The organism is Mycobacterium colombiense, assembly GCF_003284935.1.
GTDB lineage: Bacteria > Actinomycetota > Actinomycetes > Mycobacteriales > Mycobacteriaceae > Mycobacterium > Mycobacterium arosiense_A.
Genome location: NZ_QMEV01000007.1, coordinates 19,379 through 36,288 on the forward strand (window position 1 = coordinate 19,379; position 16,910 = coordinate 36,288).

At 67.9% G+C, this 16,910-nt stretch carries 13 protein-coding genes and 1 riboswitch; of the genes, 11 read left to right on the forward strand and 2 right to left on the reverse strand.

Features of this window, described 5'->3' with window-relative positions:
- The first annotated feature begins 110 nt into the window (after window positions 1-110).
- The 8 genes from DQP57_RS05425 (at window position 111) to DQP57_RS05460 (ending at window position 11,781) form a co-directional block, all read left to right on the forward strand.
- The gene (locus tag DQP57_RS05425; RefSeq protein WP_112632024.1) at window positions 111-965 is read left to right on the forward strand and encodes an SDR family NAD(P)-dependent oxidoreductase; all 855 of its coding nucleotides are present in this window, start codon (window positions 111-113) and stop codon (window positions 963-965) included.
- Complete coding sequence (locus tag DQP57_RS05430) at window positions 965-2,356, forward strand: aromatic ring-hydroxylating oxygenase subunit alpha (protein WP_112632025.1); 1,392 nt, start codon at window positions 965-967, stop codon at window positions 2,354-2,356. Before DQP57_RS05425 ends, DQP57_RS05430 begins: the two co-directional genes overlap by 1 nt.
- Window positions 2,353-4,212, forward strand: a complete 1,860-nt coding sequence (locus DQP57_RS05435; RefSeq protein ID WP_205869049.1) for a flavin-containing monooxygenase — start codon at window positions 2,353-2,355, stop codon at window positions 4,210-4,212. The genes DQP57_RS05430 and DQP57_RS05435 overlap by 4 nt, the downstream gene beginning before the upstream one ends.
- Window positions 4,209-5,177: an SDR family NAD(P)-dependent oxidoreductase gene (locus DQP57_RS05440; RefSeq protein WP_112632026.1), complete on the forward strand. Its 969-nt coding sequence runs from the start codon at window positions 4,209-4,211 to the stop codon at window positions 5,175-5,177. Before DQP57_RS05435 ends, DQP57_RS05440 begins: the two co-directional genes overlap by 4 nt.
- 13 nt (window positions 5,178-5,190) lie before the next feature.
- The gene (locus tag DQP57_RS05445; RefSeq protein WP_112632027.1) at window positions 5,191-6,333 is read left to right on the forward strand and encodes a CaiB/BaiF CoA transferase family protein; all 1,143 of its coding nucleotides are present in this window, start codon (window positions 5,191-5,193) and stop codon (window positions 6,331-6,333) included.
- A gap of 45 nt (window positions 6,334-6,378) precedes the next feature.
- Complete coding sequence (locus DQP57_RS05450; protein ID WP_112632028.1) at window positions 6,379-8,091, forward strand: thiamine pyrophosphate-binding protein; 1,713 nt, start codon at window positions 6,379-6,381, stop codon at window positions 8,089-8,091.
- 29 nt (window positions 8,092-8,120) lie between these two features.
- Window positions 8,121-9,548 (forward strand): aldehyde dehydrogenase family protein, encoded by a 1,428-nt coding sequence (locus DQP57_RS05455; protein ID WP_112632029.1) that lies wholly within the window; start codon window positions 8,121-8,123, stop codon window positions 9,546-9,548.
- Window positions 9,549-9,786: 238 nt separating this feature from the next.
- Window positions 9,787-11,781: an acyltransferase family protein gene (locus DQP57_RS05460; protein ID WP_112632030.1), complete on the forward strand. Its 1,995-nt coding sequence runs from the start codon at window positions 9,787-9,789 to the stop codon at window positions 11,779-11,781.
- 3 nt (window positions 11,782-11,784) lie between these two features.
- Here DQP57_RS05460 and DQP57_RS05465 read toward each other — a convergent pair whose 3' ends face one another.
- Window positions 11,785-12,444, reverse strand: a complete 660-nt coding sequence (locus tag DQP57_RS05465; RefSeq protein WP_112632031.1) for an O-methyltransferase — start codon at window positions 12,442-12,444, stop codon at window positions 11,785-11,787.
- A 113-nt stretch (window positions 12,445-12,557) separates the two neighbouring features.
- Window positions 12,558-12,784, forward strand: a riboswitch (M-box (ykoK) riboswitch).
- Between the two features lie 294 nt (window positions 12,785-13,078).
- Between DQP57_RS05465 and DQP57_RS26800 the strand changes: the two genes are divergently transcribed.
- Together DQP57_RS26800 and DQP57_RS05470 are read left to right on the forward strand one after the other, a co-directional pair.
- Window positions 13,079-13,237 (forward strand): hypothetical protein, encoded by a 159-nt coding sequence (locus tag DQP57_RS26800; RefSeq protein ID WP_165821752.1) that lies wholly within the window; start codon window positions 13,079-13,081, stop codon window positions 13,235-13,237.
- Between the two features lie 130 nt (window positions 13,238-13,367).
- Entirely contained in the window at window positions 13,368-15,176 is a 1,809-nt protein-coding gene (locus DQP57_RS05470) for an NRAMP family divalent metal transporter (RefSeq protein ID WP_112632032.1), read from the forward strand.
- On the opposite strand, the gene DQP57_RS05475 is transcribed toward DQP57_RS05470, so the two are convergent.
- The gene (locus tag DQP57_RS05475) at window positions 15,168-16,112 is read right to left on the reverse strand and encodes an NADP-dependent oxidoreductase (protein ID WP_112632117.1); all 945 of its coding nucleotides are present in this window, start codon (window positions 16,110-16,112) and stop codon (window positions 15,168-15,170) included. The two genes, DQP57_RS05470 and DQP57_RS05475, sit on opposite strands and share 9 nt — an antisense overlap.
- Window positions 16,113-16,293: 181 nt before the next feature.
- Between DQP57_RS05475 and DQP57_RS05480 the strand changes: the two genes are divergently transcribed.
- Complete coding sequence (locus DQP57_RS05480) at window positions 16,294-16,902, forward strand: hypothetical protein (protein ID WP_112632033.1); 609 nt, start codon at window positions 16,294-16,296, stop codon at window positions 16,900-16,902.
- The last annotated feature ends 8 nt before the right edge of the window (window positions 16,903-16,910 follow it).

Sequence of the window (16,910 nt, forward strand, 5' to 3'; positions counted from 1 at the left end):
CGATCGGAATAGTGTTCTCCAAAGGACAGAATGCGATATTTTGTCCGGACAAAATAGGCATTAATCCCGCCGCGGGACGCGCGACGCCCGGCGGCAGGGGAAAGCAGGTCATGGCGGATCACGGGGATCTTCTAGGGCTCGACGGGCGGGTCGTGGTGGTGTCGGGCGCCGGTGGGGGCGGCATCGGCACGACCGTCACGGCCATGGCCGCCCGGGCCGGGGCCACCGTGATCGCGGTGAGCCGGTCGAAGGAAAACCTCGACGAGCACGTCGCCCCACTGGCGCAGCAGGGCCTGCCCGTGCTGCCCGTCGCCGCGGATGCATCCACCGACGAGGGCATCGCCGCGGTGCTCGACCACGCGCGCCGCGCCGACGGTGACTTGTACGGCCTGGTCAATGTCGCCGGCGGCGCCGAGCCGTCGACGTGGATGCCCTCGACCCGGGTGGCGCGCGACGACTGGCGCACGATCTTCGCCGACAACCTCGAGACGGCCTTCTTCATGAGCCAGGCCGTGGCGGGCGAGCTCGTCGCCCATCACCTCCCGGGGTCGATCGTGTCGATCTCCTCGATCAGCGGCATGAACACCGCGCCGTTTCACATCGCCTACGGGACGGCCAAGGCGGCGATCGTGGCGATGACCCGGACGATGGCACTCGAGCTGGCGACGGCGGGAATTCGGGTCAACGCGGTGGCGCCCGGCGTCACCGAGACGGCGGCCTCGCGCACCTACGTCGACGAGGACCCCGATCGCGACCGGCAGGCGATCGCGATGGGCCGCCGTGGGCGGCCCGAAGAGCAGGCCGGCGCCATCCTGTTTCTGCTCTCGCAGATGTCGAGCTACGTCACCGGCCAGACGCTGCTGGTCGACGGCGGACTGGACCTCAAGTGGAGCCACCTCGGCGCCGACAACACGTCGCTGTTTCTCAAGGACGAATCCTTCCGCGCGGCAATCAGGAGGATGTGATGACCGATCTAGCGAAAGACACGGCGGCCGAGGAGCTTTCGCAACCGATGACCATCGGCGTGGAGGCCTACATCTCCGAGGAGTATGCCCGCGCCGAACGGGACAAGCTGTGGCGCAAGGTATGGCAGCAGGTCGGCCGGGTCGAGGAATTGCCCGAGGTGGGCAGCTACCTGACCTACGACATCCTCGACGACTCGATCATCGTGGTGCGCACCGGCGCCGCGGAGTTCCACGCCCACCACAACGTGTGCATGCACCGCGGCCGCCGGCTGATCGACACTCCCGAGGGCGCCAAGAACGCGTGCGCGCGAACCCGAAAGTCGTTCGTCTGTGGCTTCCACGGCTGGACCTACGGCCTGGACGGCGCGTGCACCCACATACGCGAACAGCAGGACTGGCAGGGCGCGCTCACCGAAGACAACACCCACCTGCGTCCGGTGCGGGTCGATACCTGGGGTGGCTGGTTGTGGATCAACATGGACCCCGACTGCGAACCGCTCGCCGATTTCCTGTTCCCCGCCGCGAAGATCCTCGACCCCTTTGGGCTGGAGAACATGCGCTACAAATGGCGCAAGTGGCTCTCGTTCGACTGCAACTGGAAGGTTGCGTTGGAGGCCTTCAACGAGACCTACCACGTCTACACCACGCATCCGGAGTTCAACAAGTTCGGCGAGTTCAAGGGCTGGGCGAAAGCCCAAGGCAGACATAGCAACATCGGCTATGACGCGCCGGAGGACTTGGAGGCCACCAAGTCCAAGATCCGCCTCGGCATCGGCGCCGATCCTCGCGTGTCGACGGCGGAGATGCAGGTTTACACGATGGAGGAGACCAACGCCACCACCACGCAGACGCTGGTGAACGCCGCCAAGCGGCTGGTGGACGAGCTGCCCGAGGGGACACCGGCCGACCAGGTCCTCGAGCACTGGCTGGCCTCGGCGCGCCGCGACGACGAGGCCCGCGGGGTCATTTGGCCGACGATTCCCGCCGACATCCTCGGGCAGGCCGGCACCGCATGGCAGATCTTCCCGAACTTCCAGATCGGCCAGGGCCTGACCAGCGCGCTGTGCTACGGCGCACGACCGCACCCCAGCTACAACCCGGACAAGTGCATCTTCGAGGTGTCGGTCTTCGAGCTGTACCCCAAAGGCCAAGAGCCCCAGACGGAATGGGAATACACCCCGGTCGGGGACCCCAGGTGGCGCTCGGTGTTGCCGCAGGACTTCTCTAACATGGCCGCCGTGCAGCAGGGCATGAAGTCACTTGGCTTCGGCGGCACCAAGCCCAACCCGTACCGCGAGCGCAGCACCGTCAACCTGCACTACCAGCTGTCGAGGTACATGGGGACCGGTGAGCCCCAGGAGCTTTCGGAAAAGGAGCGCCCCCAGGCATGACCCCCGACATGGAAACGCACCAAGACGGATGCGGGCCCACCCAGACGCCCGACGACGTCGACATCGACGCGCTGCGCGAGAAGTACCGCCAGGAGCGCGAAAAGCGGCTGCGCAAGGAAGGTTCCAAGCAGTACATCGAACTGGAGGACGACTTCGCCGGCTACTACGAGGTCGACCCCTACACACCCGCGACGCCGCGCGAGCCGATCCGCCAGGACATCGACGTCGCGGTCCTGGGCGGCGGCTTCGGGGGTCTGCTGTCGGCGGCCCACCTGAAGAAGGCGGGCGTCGACGACGTACGGGTCATCGAGCTCGGCGGCGACTTCGGCGGCGTCTGGTACTGGAACCGTTATCCCGGCATCCAGTGCGACAACGAATCCTACTGCTACATCCCGCTTCTCGAAGAGCTCGACTTCATGCCGTCGAAGAAGTTCGCCGACGGCGCCGAGATATATCAGCATTGCCGCAACATCGGCAAGCACTTCGGCCTCTACGATTCGGCGATCTTCTCCACCCAGGTGCGCGATCTGCGGTGGGACGAGGACAGCAAGCGGTGGCGGATCAGCACCAACCGCGACGACGACATCCGCGCCCGGTTCGTCGTGCTGGCGTCGGGCCCGTTCCACCGGCCCAAACTGCCGGGCATCCCCGGGATCAAGGACTTCAAGGGGCACGCGTTCCATTCGTCGCGGTGGGACTACGACTACACCGGCGGCGACACGGGCGGCAACCTGCACAAGCTGGCCGACAAGAAGGTCGCCGTCGTCGGCACCGGCGCCACTGCCATCCAGATCGTCCCGTTCCTGGCCCGAGACACCCAGCACCTCTACGTCTTCCAGCGCACCCCCTCGACGGTCGACGAGCGCAACAACGCGCCCACCGACCCGGAATGGGTCAAGACGCTGCGGCCGGGCTGGCAGCGGGAGCGGCAGCGCAACTTCCACTCCTGGACGTTCGAGGGCATGGCGCTGGGCCAGCCGGACCTGGTGTGCGACTTCTGGACCGAGCTCGGCCGCAACACGGCGGCTCGGGTGCTGGCCCTGGACGACCCCGCCTCGATGACGCCCGAGCAGTTCATGGCGATCCGCGAGGAAGAGGACTACAAGCTGATGGAGCGGCTGCGCCGCCGCATCGGGGCGATCGTCGAGGACCCGCAAACCGCCGAGGCCCTCAAGCCCTACTACCGGTTCCTGTGCAAGCGGCCGCTGTCCAACGACGAGTACCTGCCGGTGTTCAACCGGCCCAACGTCACCCTCGTCGACGTCTCGGATTCCAAAGGCGTGGAACGCATCACCGAGAAGGGTCTGGTCGCTGGCGGCGTCGAGTACGAGGTCGACTGCATCATCTACGCCAGCGGCTTCGAGATCACCACCGAGATCAGCCGCCGCTACTCCATGGAGACCATCCAGGGCCGTGACGGGCTGTCGCTGTTCGACCATTGGAGCGCCGGTTACAAAACGTTGCACGGGATGACCAGCCGGGGATTCCCCAACCAGTTCTACACGGGCTTCACTCAGGTCGGCATCTCCGCCAACATCGCGGCCAACTACGAGCTGCAGGGCGAGCACATCGCCTACATCATCGCCGAGGCGCTCAAACGCGGCGCCACCACCGTGGAGCCCAGCCAGGCGGCGCAGGAGCGGTGGTGCGCGACGATCCGCGAAACCGCGATCGACAATTCGGCGTTCGACGCCCAATGCACGCCCGGCTATTACAACAACGAAGGCGGCGGCGGGGGCGAGGGCATCCGGTCGCACCTCGGCGAGCCGTACGGCCCCGGCTTCTACGCCTTCGAGGACCTGCTCCGGGCATGGCGCGACGCAGGTGAGCTGGAAGGGTTGGTGCTCGGCGTTTGACCGAAACCATTGCGCCACAACTCCGGTTCGACGACCGCGTCGCCGTGGTGACCGGCGCCGGCCGCGGGCTGGGCCGTGCGTACGCGCAGCTGCTCGCCTCGCGCGGGGCCAAGGTGGTCGTCAACGACGTCGGCGGCGGTTTGGACGGTGAGGGTACCGACGCCGGACCGGCCGAGCGGGTGGTCGCCGAGATCACCGCGGCCGGCGGTGAGGCCGTCGCCTGCGGCGCCTCGGTGGCGACCCCCGAAGGCGGCCAGGAGATCGTCACGACCGCGCTCGAACGTTACGGCCGCATCGACGTGGTGGTGCACAACGCCGGCAACGTTCGCCGCGCCTCGCTCAAGGAGATGAGCTACGAGGACTTCGACACCGTGCTCGACGTGCACCTGCGCGGCGCGTTCCACGTCGTGCGGCCCGCCTTCCCGCTCATGTGCAACGCCGGCTACGGCCGCATCGTGCTGACGTCGTCGATCGGCGGGCTCTACGGAAACCATCACGTGGCTAACTACGCGGCCGCCAAAGCCGGCGTGATCGGGTTGGCCAATGTCGTCGCGCTCGAAGGTGCCGCCGAGGGCGTGCGGTGCAACGTGATCGTGCCGGCCGCGGTGACGCGCATGGCCGAGGGCATCGACACCTCGTCCTATCCGCCGATGGGCGCGGAACTCGTTGCGCCCGTGGTGGGTTGGCTCGCGCACGAGTCCTGTTCGGTGACCGGCGAACTGTTCATCGCGCTGGCGGGCCGGGTGGCGCGGGCGGTGATCGCGGAGAGCCCCGGCGTGTGCCGGCCGTCGTGGACCCTCGAGGAGGTCGGCAGCCACCTGGACGCGATCCGCTACGTCGAGGCGCCGCTCATTTTCCCGGTCGTCCCGGACGGGCACAACGAGCACATCCGCTACAGCTTCGACCTGGCTCAGAGGTCAAACGAACTACACGCCTCAACCGACCACGGAGCACTCCATGGCTAGCCCGACCGGCCCAATGGCGGGGTTGCGCGTCATCGACCTCACCGCGATGGTGATGGGGCCGTACTGCACGCAGATCATGGCCGACATGGGCGCCGACGTCATCAAAGTCGAACCACCGCAGGGTGATAACACCCGCTACATCTCGGTGGGCCCGGCCCCGGGCATGAGCGGGGTGTTCGTCAACGTCAACCGGGGCAAGCGCAGCGTGGTGCTGGACCTGCGAACCGACGCCGGCGCGGACGCGTTGCGCGCCCTGGCCGAGACGGCCGACGTGTTCATCCACTCGATGCGGGCCAAGGCGATCGCCAAGCTCGGCTTTGGTTACGACGACGTCGCCGCGATCAATCCCGCTGTCGTCTATACCAATTGCTACGGGTACGGGCGCCGCGGACCCGATCACGACCGCCCCGCCTACGACGACACCATCCAGGCCGAATGCGGCCTGCCGGCCGTGCAACAGCAATTGACCGGCGAGGCAGACTATGTCGGCACCATCATGGCCGACAAGGTCGCCGGGCTGACGGCGCTGTACGCGACGACCATGGCGCTGTTCCACCGGGAGCGCACCGGGCAGGGACAGGAGGTCGAGGTCGCCATGTTCGAAACCATGGCGTCGTTCATGCTCGTCGAACACGCCAACGGCGCCCTGTTCGACCCTCCGCTCGGGCCCGCGGTGTATCCGCGCACCGTGGCGCCCAACCGCCGCCCGTACCGCACCAGCGACGGCCACATCGCCGCGTTGATCTACAACGACAAGCACTGGAACGCGTTCATGAACGCCGTTCAGCCACCGTGGGCCAGCGAGCTGTATTCGACGTTGGAGCAGCGTGCCCGCGAAATCGACACCGTCTACGGCTTGGTGGCCGAGACGATGAAGGAGCGGACCACCGCGGAGTGGCTGGCACTGCTGCGGGACCTCGAAATACCGGCCGCGCCGCTGAACACCCCGGGCGCGCTGTTCGACGATCCGCATCTCAATGCCGTCGGCATGTTCGAGACGGTGGACAGCCCGCACGGGCCGGTGCGCTTCCCGGGCGTACCCACCTGGTTCTCGCAGACGCCGGGTCGGGTCGCGGGGCCGGCGCCCGAGCTCGGCGCCCACACCGCGGAAGTGCTCGCCGAACTGGGCCTGGCCGTCGACGCGAACCCGAGATAACGCCAACTGGAACGAAATAGGCTGTCAACAAAGGAGTTTCCCACCATGGCTGTGCCGGTCTACAAGCGCATCCTCGACCTCTTCGAGGCCGAGGGCGTGAACACGCTGTTCGGCATCCCGGACCCGAACTTCGTGCACATGTTCGCCGAGGCCGACGCGCGTGGCTGGTCGGTGGTGGCACCGCACCACGAACTGAGCGCCGGATTCATGGCCGAGGCCGCGTCACGGATGACGGGTAATCCCGGCCTGTGCATCGGCACGCTCGGCCCGGGCATGGCCAACATCGCCGGGGCCATGCAGTGCGCGCTGGTGGAGAATTCGCCGGTGATCTTCCTCGGCGGGCAGCGAGCCCGCGTCACCGAGCGCCGGGTGCGCCGTGGCCGCATCCAATTCGTCCAGCAGGAACCGCTTTTCGCTGCCTCGGTGAAGTACAGCAGCTCGATCGAGTACGCCGACCAGACCGACGAGATCATCCACGAGGCCATCCGCAGGGCGATGTCCGGCACACCGGGTCCGTCCTACGTCGAGTTCCCGTCGCACGTCATCCTCTCCGGGCTCGACGTCGACACCGCGCCGCCGCCGTCGGCCTACCGGCTGGTCAACCAGGGCGCAGGCACCCGCGAGGTGGCCGAGGCGGTCGAGCTGATCCGGCAGGCCAAAAGCCCGGTCCTGTTGGTCGGCCACGCCGTGCACACCTCCCGCACCCAGCAACAGGTCAAGGAGCTGGCCGAGCTGATGGCCTGCCCGGTGATCCAGACCTCCGGCGGCACCTCGTTCATCCCGGGACTGCAGGACCGGACATTCCCCTACCTGTTCTCCCCGGCCGCCAACGAGGCCGTCGAGGAATCCGACCTGTGCGTCGCGCTGGGCACCGAACTCGGCGAGCCGATGCACTACGGCAGGACCCAGCACTGGGCCGCCAACAACGCGAACCGCAAATGGGTGCTGGTGGAACAGGACCCGACCGCCATCGGCGTCAACCGCCCCGTCGACGTGGCACTGGTCGGAGACCTGCGCGGCGTGGTGCCGCAGCTGGTCGACGCGCTCAAGGAGTCCCCACGCAAGCCGGCGCCCGCACTGCAGGCCCTGATCGACAAGGACACGAAAGAGCTTGCAGATATGGCGGAGTCGGCACCGTCCGGGCGTTCGCCGATCCATCCGGCGCGTTACGTCGTCGAGGCCACCAAGGCGTTCAACGAACTCTCCGACGGCATTCTGGTGCGCGACGGCGGCGCGACCGTGATCTTCCAATGGACCTACTCGCAGTCCAAACCGCGCGACGTCATCTGGAACCAGAACTTCGGCCACCTGGGTACCGGCCTGCCCTACGCCGTAGGAGCCTCCGTCGCCGAGGGCGGCAAGCGCCCGGTGATGCTGCTGACCAGCGATTCGGCCTTCCTGTTCCACATCGCCGAGTTGGAAACCGCTGCGCGGCAAAACCTTCCGCTGGTCTGCGTGGTGGGCGTCGACCACCAGTGGGGCTTGGAGGTGGGCGTGTACAAGCGCACCTTCTCCCAGCCGTCGCCGCAGCCGGGTGTGCACTGGAGCAAAGACGTGCGAATCGACAAGGTCGCCGAGGGCTTCGGCTGCCACGGCGAGTACGTCGAGAAGGAATCCGAGATCGGCCCGGCGATCGCTCGCGCCTACGCCAGTGGCAAAGTCGGCGTGGTGCACGTGTGCATCGATCCGAAGGCCAATTCCGAGGAGATGCCCAAATACGACCGATTCCGGACCTGGTACGCCGAAGGCACTCAGTAGGACCCGCAGTCAGAAAGAGGATCGATGTCATGCGCGAATACCTGAAGTTCTACATCGACGGACGGTGGGTCGACCCGGTGCGCCCCAACGCCTTCGACGTGGAAGACCCGGCAACCGAGCAGGTGTCCGGAAAGATCTCGCTAGGGTCGGCCGCCGACGTCGACGTCGCGGTCAACGCCGCGCGGCGAGCCTTCACCGGCTGGTCGCAGAGCACCCGCGAACAGCGCCTGGACCTATTGCAGGCGATCCTCGCCGAATACCAGAAGCGCGCGGACGATCTCGCGCAGGCGGTCACCGAGGAAATCGGCGCGCCGCCCTCGCTGGCCGCGGGGCCCCAGGTCTTTTTGGGGATCGGTCACCTGACGACGGCCATCGACGCGCTGAAGAACTTTGCGTTCTCCGAACAGAAGGGTGCGACGCTGATCGCCAAGGAGCCGATCGGCGTCTGCGGTTTGATCACGCCCTGGAACTGGCCGATCAATCAGGTCGCGGTCAAGGTCTACCCGGCATTGGCGACGGGGTGCACCGTCATCCTGAAACCGTCTGAGGTGGCGCCGTATTCGCCCTACATCTTCGCCGAGATCCTGGACGCCGCGGGCGTGCCGGCCGGGGTGTTCAACCTGATCAACGGCGATGGTGCGGGCGTCGGTGTGGCCCTGGCCAGCCATCCCGACATCGACATGGTGTCGTTCACCGGGTCGACCCGCGCCGGCGTCGAGGTCGCCAGGAACGCCGCCCCTACCGTCAAGCGGGTCACCCAGGAGCTTGGCGGCAAAAGCCCCAACATCGTCCTCGACGACGCTGGCTTCGCCGAGGGCGTCCGGGCCGGCGTGGCCAACATGATGCCCAATTCCGGGCAGAGCTGTAACGCGCCCTCGCGGATGCTGGTGCCGAATTCCCGCATGGACGAGGCCATTACCCTCGCGCGTGAGGCCGCCGAACAGATCCCGGTGGGCAGCGGCGAGGCGACGGCGATCGGGCCGGTGGCGTCCAGAGCGCAGTTCGAGAAGGTGCAGCGCCTGATCCAGCAGGGCGTCGACGAGGGCGCGACCGTGGTCGCGGGCGGGCCCGGCCGACCGGCCGGGCTGGACAGGGGTTACTACGTCAAGCCGACCGTCTTCGCGCATGTGACCAACGACATGATCATCGCCCGCGAGGAGATCTTCGGGCCGGTGCTGTGCATCCTCGGCTACGACGACCTCGACCAGGCCGTCGAGATCGCCAACGACACCGAATACGGCCTCGCCGGGTTCGTCTCGGGGGCCGACCTCGACACCGCACGCGAGGTGGCCCGCAAGATCCGCGCGGGATGGGTGACGATCAATCACGCCTTCGACATGAACGCGCCGTTCGGCGGCTACAAGCGCAGCGGCAACGGCCGCGAGTGGAGCGAGTTCGGCTTCCACGAGTACCTGGAAGTCAAGAGCACGCTGGGCTACGCGCCCGACGAGGCCTGACCCGCCGGGCCGAAACCCGAACGCAGCACGGAGAAAAACGCCTCGCGTGTCCTCCACGTGATCCGGCGCGCCCGCCTCTAGGCTGGCTTGCTGAACTCAACAGGAGGGGCAGCGACGTATCGGCATCAACCATGGCGCCGGGCGAGATGGTAGTTACGGCGCGCTGACGACAAGCACCGAGCCGGGCGGGTCTTACCCCGCACCGGCTCGTCGTTCTCGGCCTCGATGGGTCGCCCCCGTGCGCCGGGTCGGCCGCCTGGCGATCTGGGACCGGCCGGAGCGCGCCAGCGGAATCCCCGCGCTCGACGGGCTGCGCGCGATCGCGGTCGCACTGGTGCTCATCGGACACGGCGGCATCCCGGGGGTCACCGGCGGATTCATCGGCGTCGACGTGTTTTTCGTGCTCAGCGGATTCCTGATCACCTCGTTGCTGCTGGACGAGTTGGGGCGCACCGGCCGTATCGAGTTGACCGGCTTCTGGATTCGGCGCGCGCGGCGATTGCTGCCCGCGCTGGTGCTGATGGTGCTCACGGTGGCCGCGGCCCGCCAGCTGCTGCCCGACCGGTCGCTGACCGGCCTGCGCGACGACGCCATCGCCGCCTTCGTGTGGATGGCGAACTGGCGCTTCGTCGCCCAGAAGACGGACTATTTCACCCAGGGTGCGCCGCCCTCGCCGCTGCAGCACACCTGGTCACTGGGGGTCGAGGAGCAGTACTACTTCGTCTGGCCGGTGCTGCTGATCGCGGTCACGCTGCTGCTCGCCGCGCGCGCGAAGCGGCGCTCGACGCGGGCCACCGTCGGCGGCGTCCGGTTCGCCACGTTCCTGATCGCCACCGTGGGCGCGCTGGCCTCCGCGGCGATCGCGATCGTGATGACGTCGGACGGCACCCGCGACCGGATCTACTTCGGGACCGACACCCGCGCGCAGGCGTTGCTGGTGGGCGCCGCGTCGGCCGCCCTGCTGGTTCGCGACTGGCCATCGATGAACCGCGGCTGGTGCATGATCCGCACGCGGTGGGGCCGCCGCGTGGCCCGAATCCTGCCGGTGCTGGGTCTGGCGGGGCTGGCGACGGCGACGCACTACGCCACCGGTGCCAGCGGCGAATTCCGGCACGGCTTGCTGATCGGCGTCGCGGTGGCCGCCGTGATCGTGATCGCCCCGGTCGCGCTGGAGCAGCGCGGACTCGTCGCGCGGGCACTCGCATTGCGCCCGCTGGTCTGGCTGGGAACCATCTCCTACGGCGTGTACCTGTGGCACTGGCCAATCTTCTTGGCGCTCAACGGCGAACGCACCGGGTGGTCCGGGCTGCCGTTGTTCGCCGCGCGGTGTGGGGCCACGCTGGTGGCGGCCGCGGTGTCGTATTGGCTGCTCGAGCAACCCATTCGGCGCTGGCGACCGGCGCGGGTGCCGTTGCTGCCGCTGGCGGCCGCGACCGTGGCCAGCGCCGCCGCGGTGACGCTGCTAGTGGTTCCCGTGGGCACCGGGCCAGGCCTGCGTGAGGTCGGTCTGCCGCCCGGCGTCTCGGCGGTCGCGGCGGTCTCGCCGTCGCCGCCCGGGGTGAGCCGGCCGCGGGATGCCAACCGGCCGTTCACCGTCTCGGTGTTCGGGGATTCGATCGGCTGGACCTGGATGCACTACCTGCCCCCGACGCCGGGGTTCGCGTTTCTCGATCACACGGTCATCGGATGCAGCCTGGTCCGCGGGACCCCGTACCGCTACATCGGCCAGACGTTGGAGCAACGGTCCGAATGCGACGGCTGGCCGATCCGCTGGTCGCGGCAGGTCAGCCAGGACCAGCCGGACGTCGCGCTGCTGGTCATCGGCCGCTGGGAAACGGTGGACCGGGTGAACGAGGGGCAGTGGACCCACATCGGCGACCCGACCTTCGACGCCTACCTCAACGGCGAGCTCGAGCGGGCGCTGACCATCGTCGGTGCCACCGGTGTCCACGTGGTGGTCGCCACCGTCCCCTACAGCCGGGGCGGTGAAAAACCGGACGGCCGCCTGTATCCCGAGGACCAGCCGGACCGGGTCAACCTGTGGAACACCATGTTGCGCAAGACCGTTAGCCACCACCCGAACGTCGCGATCCTCGATTTGAACAAGAAGCTGTGCCCCGACGGTGTCTATACCGCCAAGGTCGACGGCATCAAGGTGCGCAGCGACGGTGTCCACCTCACCCCCGAAGGGGTGAAGTGGCTGACGCCGTGGCTCGAGGAATCGCTGAGGTAGCCGCTAACCGCTTGTGCGGCAGCTGATCTCCATGCTGTCGCTGTCGCGAACCTGGAAGTTGAAGCTCACATAGCCGTTGTCGGGGTTGCGCACCCGGTCCAGATACGGCTGGGTGTCGGCAGAATTGGTGTTGTCGGCCACGACCAGCACCCCGGGCGACAGCCGCGGCTCGAGCAGCTCGATGATCGGCAGGTACAGGTCTTTCCAGCCGTCGAGCAAGACGAATCCGACCGGCCCCGGCAAATCCGCCAGCGTGGACAGCGCATCGCCTTCGAGGATGGTGATGACGTCGTCCAGGCCGGTCTCGGCGAACGTCTGCTTGGCCGCGGCGATCTTGGTGTCGCTCAGCTCGGTGGTCACCACCCGGCCGGTGCCGTTGTCGCGCACCGCGGCGGCCAGGTGAAGGGCGGAAATGCCGAAAGACATACCGAATTCGACGATGGTGGCCGGTCGGGTGGCCCGGACCAGTGAGTACAGCAACCGGCCGGCTTCCGGTGTCACCGGGATGTAGAACTCGCTCATCGCCTCGGCCCGCTCCTGGGCGGTCATCGGCCGATCGAAAGTTCCGCGCCGCTCGCGCAACAGCGACATCTGGTTCTTCGACTCGGCATACATGCGGTCGAGCACCGACGCGACCCGGGCATCCTGCAACGTTGTGGTCATGGCATTCGAGCCTAGGCGGGCAGCCTGAGCGCGCGCTGGGAGTGCGGCGGTGGGCGTCAGCGATCGGTTATGCGTTTGACGAGGCTGCGACCGCGGTGCCACTATGGACTCCGCAAGCACCTCGGTAGGTGAGGCGTCTGCATGGATACAGGCCACTGACCCCGAACGTCGAGAGACGCCCCGGGTCAGGACAGCTCTTCCCGGACTAAGGGTTGAGCCCAAGTGGCTTCTGGACGGGGAGCGATCCCAAGCGCGGCGAAGCCGAACGCAGCGGGTCGCGACCATCGGTAACGTCCGGATACGCCGTGCAGTGCCGAAGCTCCGACGAGAGGGGTGCGGCGCGCGGTTTATGCCGTGGGTCATTCCTGCCTCTCTCGTTTTTGGTGATGTAGTGACACCCGCGTGTGTCTTGGCCGTGAGGAGGTGAGGGCGAGATGAGTCCCGGCGATAGTCCCTATCCGAAATCCGTCTTGTCCCGATCCGGTTCCGGCATTTCCTTCACCGCCTGACCTCGCCCGGTCCCGCGCGGCTGAACCGCCATGCCGATGCCGATCGGACCCTTCGGCAGGAGAAAATCATGGCTTTTGTTGTTACACACCGTTTTTCCGTCGCTTCCAGGATGCGTGGACGGTCCATGCTTCGTGCTGGCCGGTTGTTGGCCAACAGGTTTCACCTGCGGGCCAGCCTGACTCCCCAGGAGCGGGCCAACCTGTACGTCTCGAGGATGCCGATCGCGGTGGTCACCGCGTCGCTTGGTGGGCACGCCTCGGGCTCGGACAGCAACCACCGTTGAGCCGTTCCGCAGGCCCTCGGCGGCGGACGGTATAGCGTCGTCCGCCGCCGTGGGCGCGTCGAGCGCCGCAACCGCGACCGCCCCCTAACGTCACCGCGGCGTGAGAACCGCTCGAGATAGCGAGGATTCGATGACTTCGATCCAGACCGGCGGCGGCCGCCGGGCACCGGCGCCCAGCCGGACCACTGCCACGCCGGAAAGCGCACCCTCCGGTGCCGAAGACGCGACCGTGCTGGATGGCGCGCACGCCGGCGACATCGTCGGTGCGTTCGGGCGCATCCGGCGCGACGGGACCGTCGCTCACGGGGCGTTCAGCGGACGCTGGCGGCGCCTGCGGACACTGGCGGTCATCACCGGTCCCGGGCTCATCGTCATGGTGGGCGACAACGACGCCGGTGGCGTCGCGACCTACGCGCAGGCCGGCCAGAACTACGGCATGGGCCTGCTGTGGACGCTGGCCCTGCTGATTCCGGTGCTGTACGTCAACCAGGAGATGGTGCTGCGGCTGGGCGCGGTGGCACGGGTTGGCCACGCGCGCTTGATCTTCGAGCGGTTCGGCAAGTTTTGGGGCGCCTTCAGCGTCGGCGATCTGTTGATCCTCAACGCCTTGACCATCGTCACCGAATTCATCGGTGTTTCACTGGCTCTCGGCTTCTTGGGCTGCCCGCGGGCCGTCGCCGTCCCGGCCGCCGCCGTCCTGCTGTTCGCCGTGGTGGCCGGCGGGTCGTTCCGCCGCTGGGAGGGGTTGATGTTCCTCCTGATCGCGGTGAATGTCTTGATCGTCCCGATGGTGGTGCTGGTGCATCCGGCCCCGAAAGCCACCGTCGCCGGCCTGATCCCGCAATTTCCAGGTGGGCTCAACTCGACGGTGCTGTTGCTGGTGGTCGCGATCGTGGGCACCACCGTCGCGCCGTGGCAGCTGTTCTTCCAGCAGTCCAACGTGGTGGACAAGCGCATCACCGCCCGCTGGATCCCCTATGGCCGAGCGGATTTGGTGATCGGGATCGTCGTGGTCATGGTCGGCGCGACGGCGCTGATGGCGGTGGCGGCGTTCGGCTTGGCCGGCACCGCCGACGCGGGTCACTTCACCGACGCGGGCGCGGTCGCCGCCGGGTTGTCCACGCATCCGGGCCGCGCGGTCGGCGTGCTGTTCGCCATCATCCTGCTGGACGCGTCGCTGATCGGCGCCAACGCCGTCGGGCTGGCGACCACCTATGCGGTCGGTGATGCCATGGGCAAGCGGCACTCGTTGCACTGGAAGATCAGCGAGGCCCCCCTGTTCTACGGGGGCTACGCGCTGCTGCTCGGGTGTTCGGCGGCGGTCTCCTTCAGCCCCGATCACATCCTGGGCCTGGTGACCCAGGGCGTGCAGGCCCTCGCCGGTGTGCTGCTTCCCTCGGCGACCGTCTTCCTGGTGCTGCTGTGCAACGATCGGGCGGTGCTGGGACCGTGGGTGAACACGGTGCGGCAGAACATCATTGCGTGGACCATCGTGTGGTGTCTGGTGCTGCTGTCACTGGCATTGACGGCGACCACCTTCTTCCCCGGTCTCGCCACGGGCACCATCGAGGCGGGCCTGGCGGCCGGTGCGGTGGTCGGCATCGTCGGCGGCGCGGTGATGATCGTCGCCGGGCGGCGACACCGGAACCTGACCGAGGCCGAGGCCATCGTGCGCACGCTCGGGGGCGGCCTGGATCCCGGGGAGGTCGACGAGCTCGACGATGCCGCGACGCTGACGCGCGCCGAGCGCCGCGCGGTACGCCGCCAGGACCGCGCCGGCTGGCAAACCCCCAACCTCGCGTTGCTCGATCGGCCGGCGATGTCGCCGATGCGCCGGGCGGGGCTGTTCACGCTGCGGGGTTACCTGGTGGTCGCGGTCGCATTCGTCATCATCAAGATCGTGCAGGCCGGCGTCGTCGGCCCGGCCGCCTCATTGTGAGTTGGTCGGCAGCAGAACGATTTTGCCGTGGGTGTGCCGCCGCTCGAGCTCGGCATAGGCGTCGGCGACCCGGTCCAGCGGGTAGGTCGCCGCGATGTCGAACTCGATGGCGCCGGACACGATCAGCTCGGCCATCTCGGCGAGCACCTCGGGTGTCGAGGCCTCCATGCTGCCCTCGGTCTTGGCGCCCACTTCGCCGGCCTTCTGGAAGGAGATGATGGTGTCGATCCGATCGGGCGCCACGCCGAGATCGACGGCCAGTTGGACATAGTCCGGGCCGAACAGGTCGATGAAGGCGTCGATTCCGTCCGGCGCCGCGGCACGCAGCCGCTCGGCGAGCCCGTCACCGTAGGCGATCGGGATAACGCCCCGCGCGCGCAGCCAGTCGGCATTGCCGGGCCCCGCGATGCCGAGCACTCGGGCTTGACGCAGGGCCAGAAGCTGCACGACCAGGCTGCCCACCCCGCCCGCGGCGGCAGACACCGCGATCGTCTCGCCCGGTTGCGGCGCCACCGCACGCACAGCCGCATAGGCCGTCGCGCCGACCACATAAAGCGAACCCGCTGCCTCCCAGCCGAGTTGGGGAGGCTTGCGGATCAATTGGCCCACCGGAACCGCGGCGTGCGTGGCGTGGCTGGACCGGCGCATGCTGAATCCCAACACCTCGTCGCCGACCGAGAACTCGGTGACGCCGGCCCCCACGGCGGTGACGACGCCGGCGAGGTCGCTGCCCTGGCCGGAGGGGAAGGTGGCCGGGAAGATCTCGTGCATCGCCCCGGTCCGGATGCCGGCCTCGCCGGGGTTTATCCCCGCGGCTCGCACTTCGACGACCACCTCACCCGGGCCGGGGGAGGGCATCTCGATGTCCGCCACGTACAACACCTCGCGTCCCCCGTAACGGTCGAACCGTACTGCGCGCGCCGCTACCGCCGTCATACCGATCTCCTTTCGCGCGAGGATCCCGTTGCCCACGCCAGCATAGGCGCGTCAAAGTGCTACCCACCGGGTGGCGAGTGGGCATATGTTCGTAGGAAGCCTGGTGTACATCACCATTTCGCCTGCGGCGTCGGGAGCCGCGGTGAAGGCCGGATACCGATGACACGTGGGAGGGACACGCGTGGGAATTGATCGGATCGGCATCGCCGCCGGTGTCGTTGCCGTCATCGTGGTGGGGGCCGCAAGCGCCGGCTGCGGGGGCGCCGACAAGACCGCACAGCCGTCGTCGAGTTCCTCCGCGTCGACCACTTCGAGCGCGGTCACCGGCCCGCCGTCGGCACAGCCCTCGGATTACGGCTCCTTGTTGATCAAGCAGAACGACGTCGGGGGCGGCCTGACCGCGCCCCAGTCGCCCATGCTCAACCCCAACAACGCCCCGGGAGTCGCGCAGCTGTTCGCCAACGCCGACAGCAGCCGCCGGCTGTGGGACACCATCGTGATTACCGCCGACCCGCCGGCGGCAGCGGCCGAATTGGCCACCACCCAAGGCAGTTACAACGGCAAGGTGAACGGGAACTGGCAACCGCTTGCCGTCGGGGCCAACGGGGTCACCATATCGGGGACCTCGCCGGACAACTCCCAGGCGATGACCGTGTTGATCTTCACCGAAGGCAAGGCGCTGGTCACCCTGGAATTCGACAGCGCACCCAACGACCCGACCGATTCGGCGGTCGCACTCGACATCGGCCGCAAGCAGGATGACGCGATCAAACACGGGCTCCCCGGCTGATTCGGGTG

Bases quoted from the DNA above. Each gene is read 5' to 3' on its own strand.
- DQP57_RS05425 (WP_112632024.1), top strand. From the start codon at position 111: ATGGCGGATCACGGGGATCTTCTAGGGCTCGACGGGCGGGTCGTGGTG.
- DQP57_RS05430 (WP_112632025.1), top strand. From the start codon at position 965: ATGACCGATCTAGCGAAAGACACGGCGGCCGAGGAGCTTTCGCAACCG.
- DQP57_RS05435 (WP_205869049.1), top strand. From the start codon at position 2,353: ATGACCCCCGACATGGAAACGCACCAAGACGGATGCGGGCCCACCCAG.
- DQP57_RS05445 (WP_112632027.1), top strand. From the start codon at position 5,191: ATGGCGGGGTTGCGCGTCATCGACCTCACCGCGATGGTGATGGGGCCG.
- DQP57_RS05450 (WP_112632028.1), top strand. From the start codon at position 6,379: ATGGCTGTGCCGGTCTACAAGCGCATCCTCGACCTCTTCGAGGCCGAG.
- DQP57_RS05455 (WP_112632029.1), top strand. From the start codon at position 8,121: ATGCGCGAATACCTGAAGTTCTACATCGACGGACGGTGGGTCGACCCG.
- DQP57_RS05465 (WP_112632031.1), bottom strand. From the start codon at position 12,444: ATGACCACAACGTTGCAGGATGCCCGGGTCGCGTCGGTGCTCGACCGC.
- DQP57_RS26800 (WP_165821752.1), top strand. From the start codon at position 13,079: ATGCTTCGTGCTGGCCGGTTGTTGGCCAACAGGTTTCACCTGCGGGCC.
- DQP57_RS05470 (WP_112632032.1), top strand. From the start codon at position 13,368: ATGACTTCGATCCAGACCGGCGGCGGCCGCCGGGCACCGGCGCCCAGC.
- DQP57_RS05475 (WP_112632117.1), bottom strand. From the start codon at position 16,112: ATGACGGCGGTAGCGGCGCGCGCAGTACGGTTCGACCGTTACGGGGGA.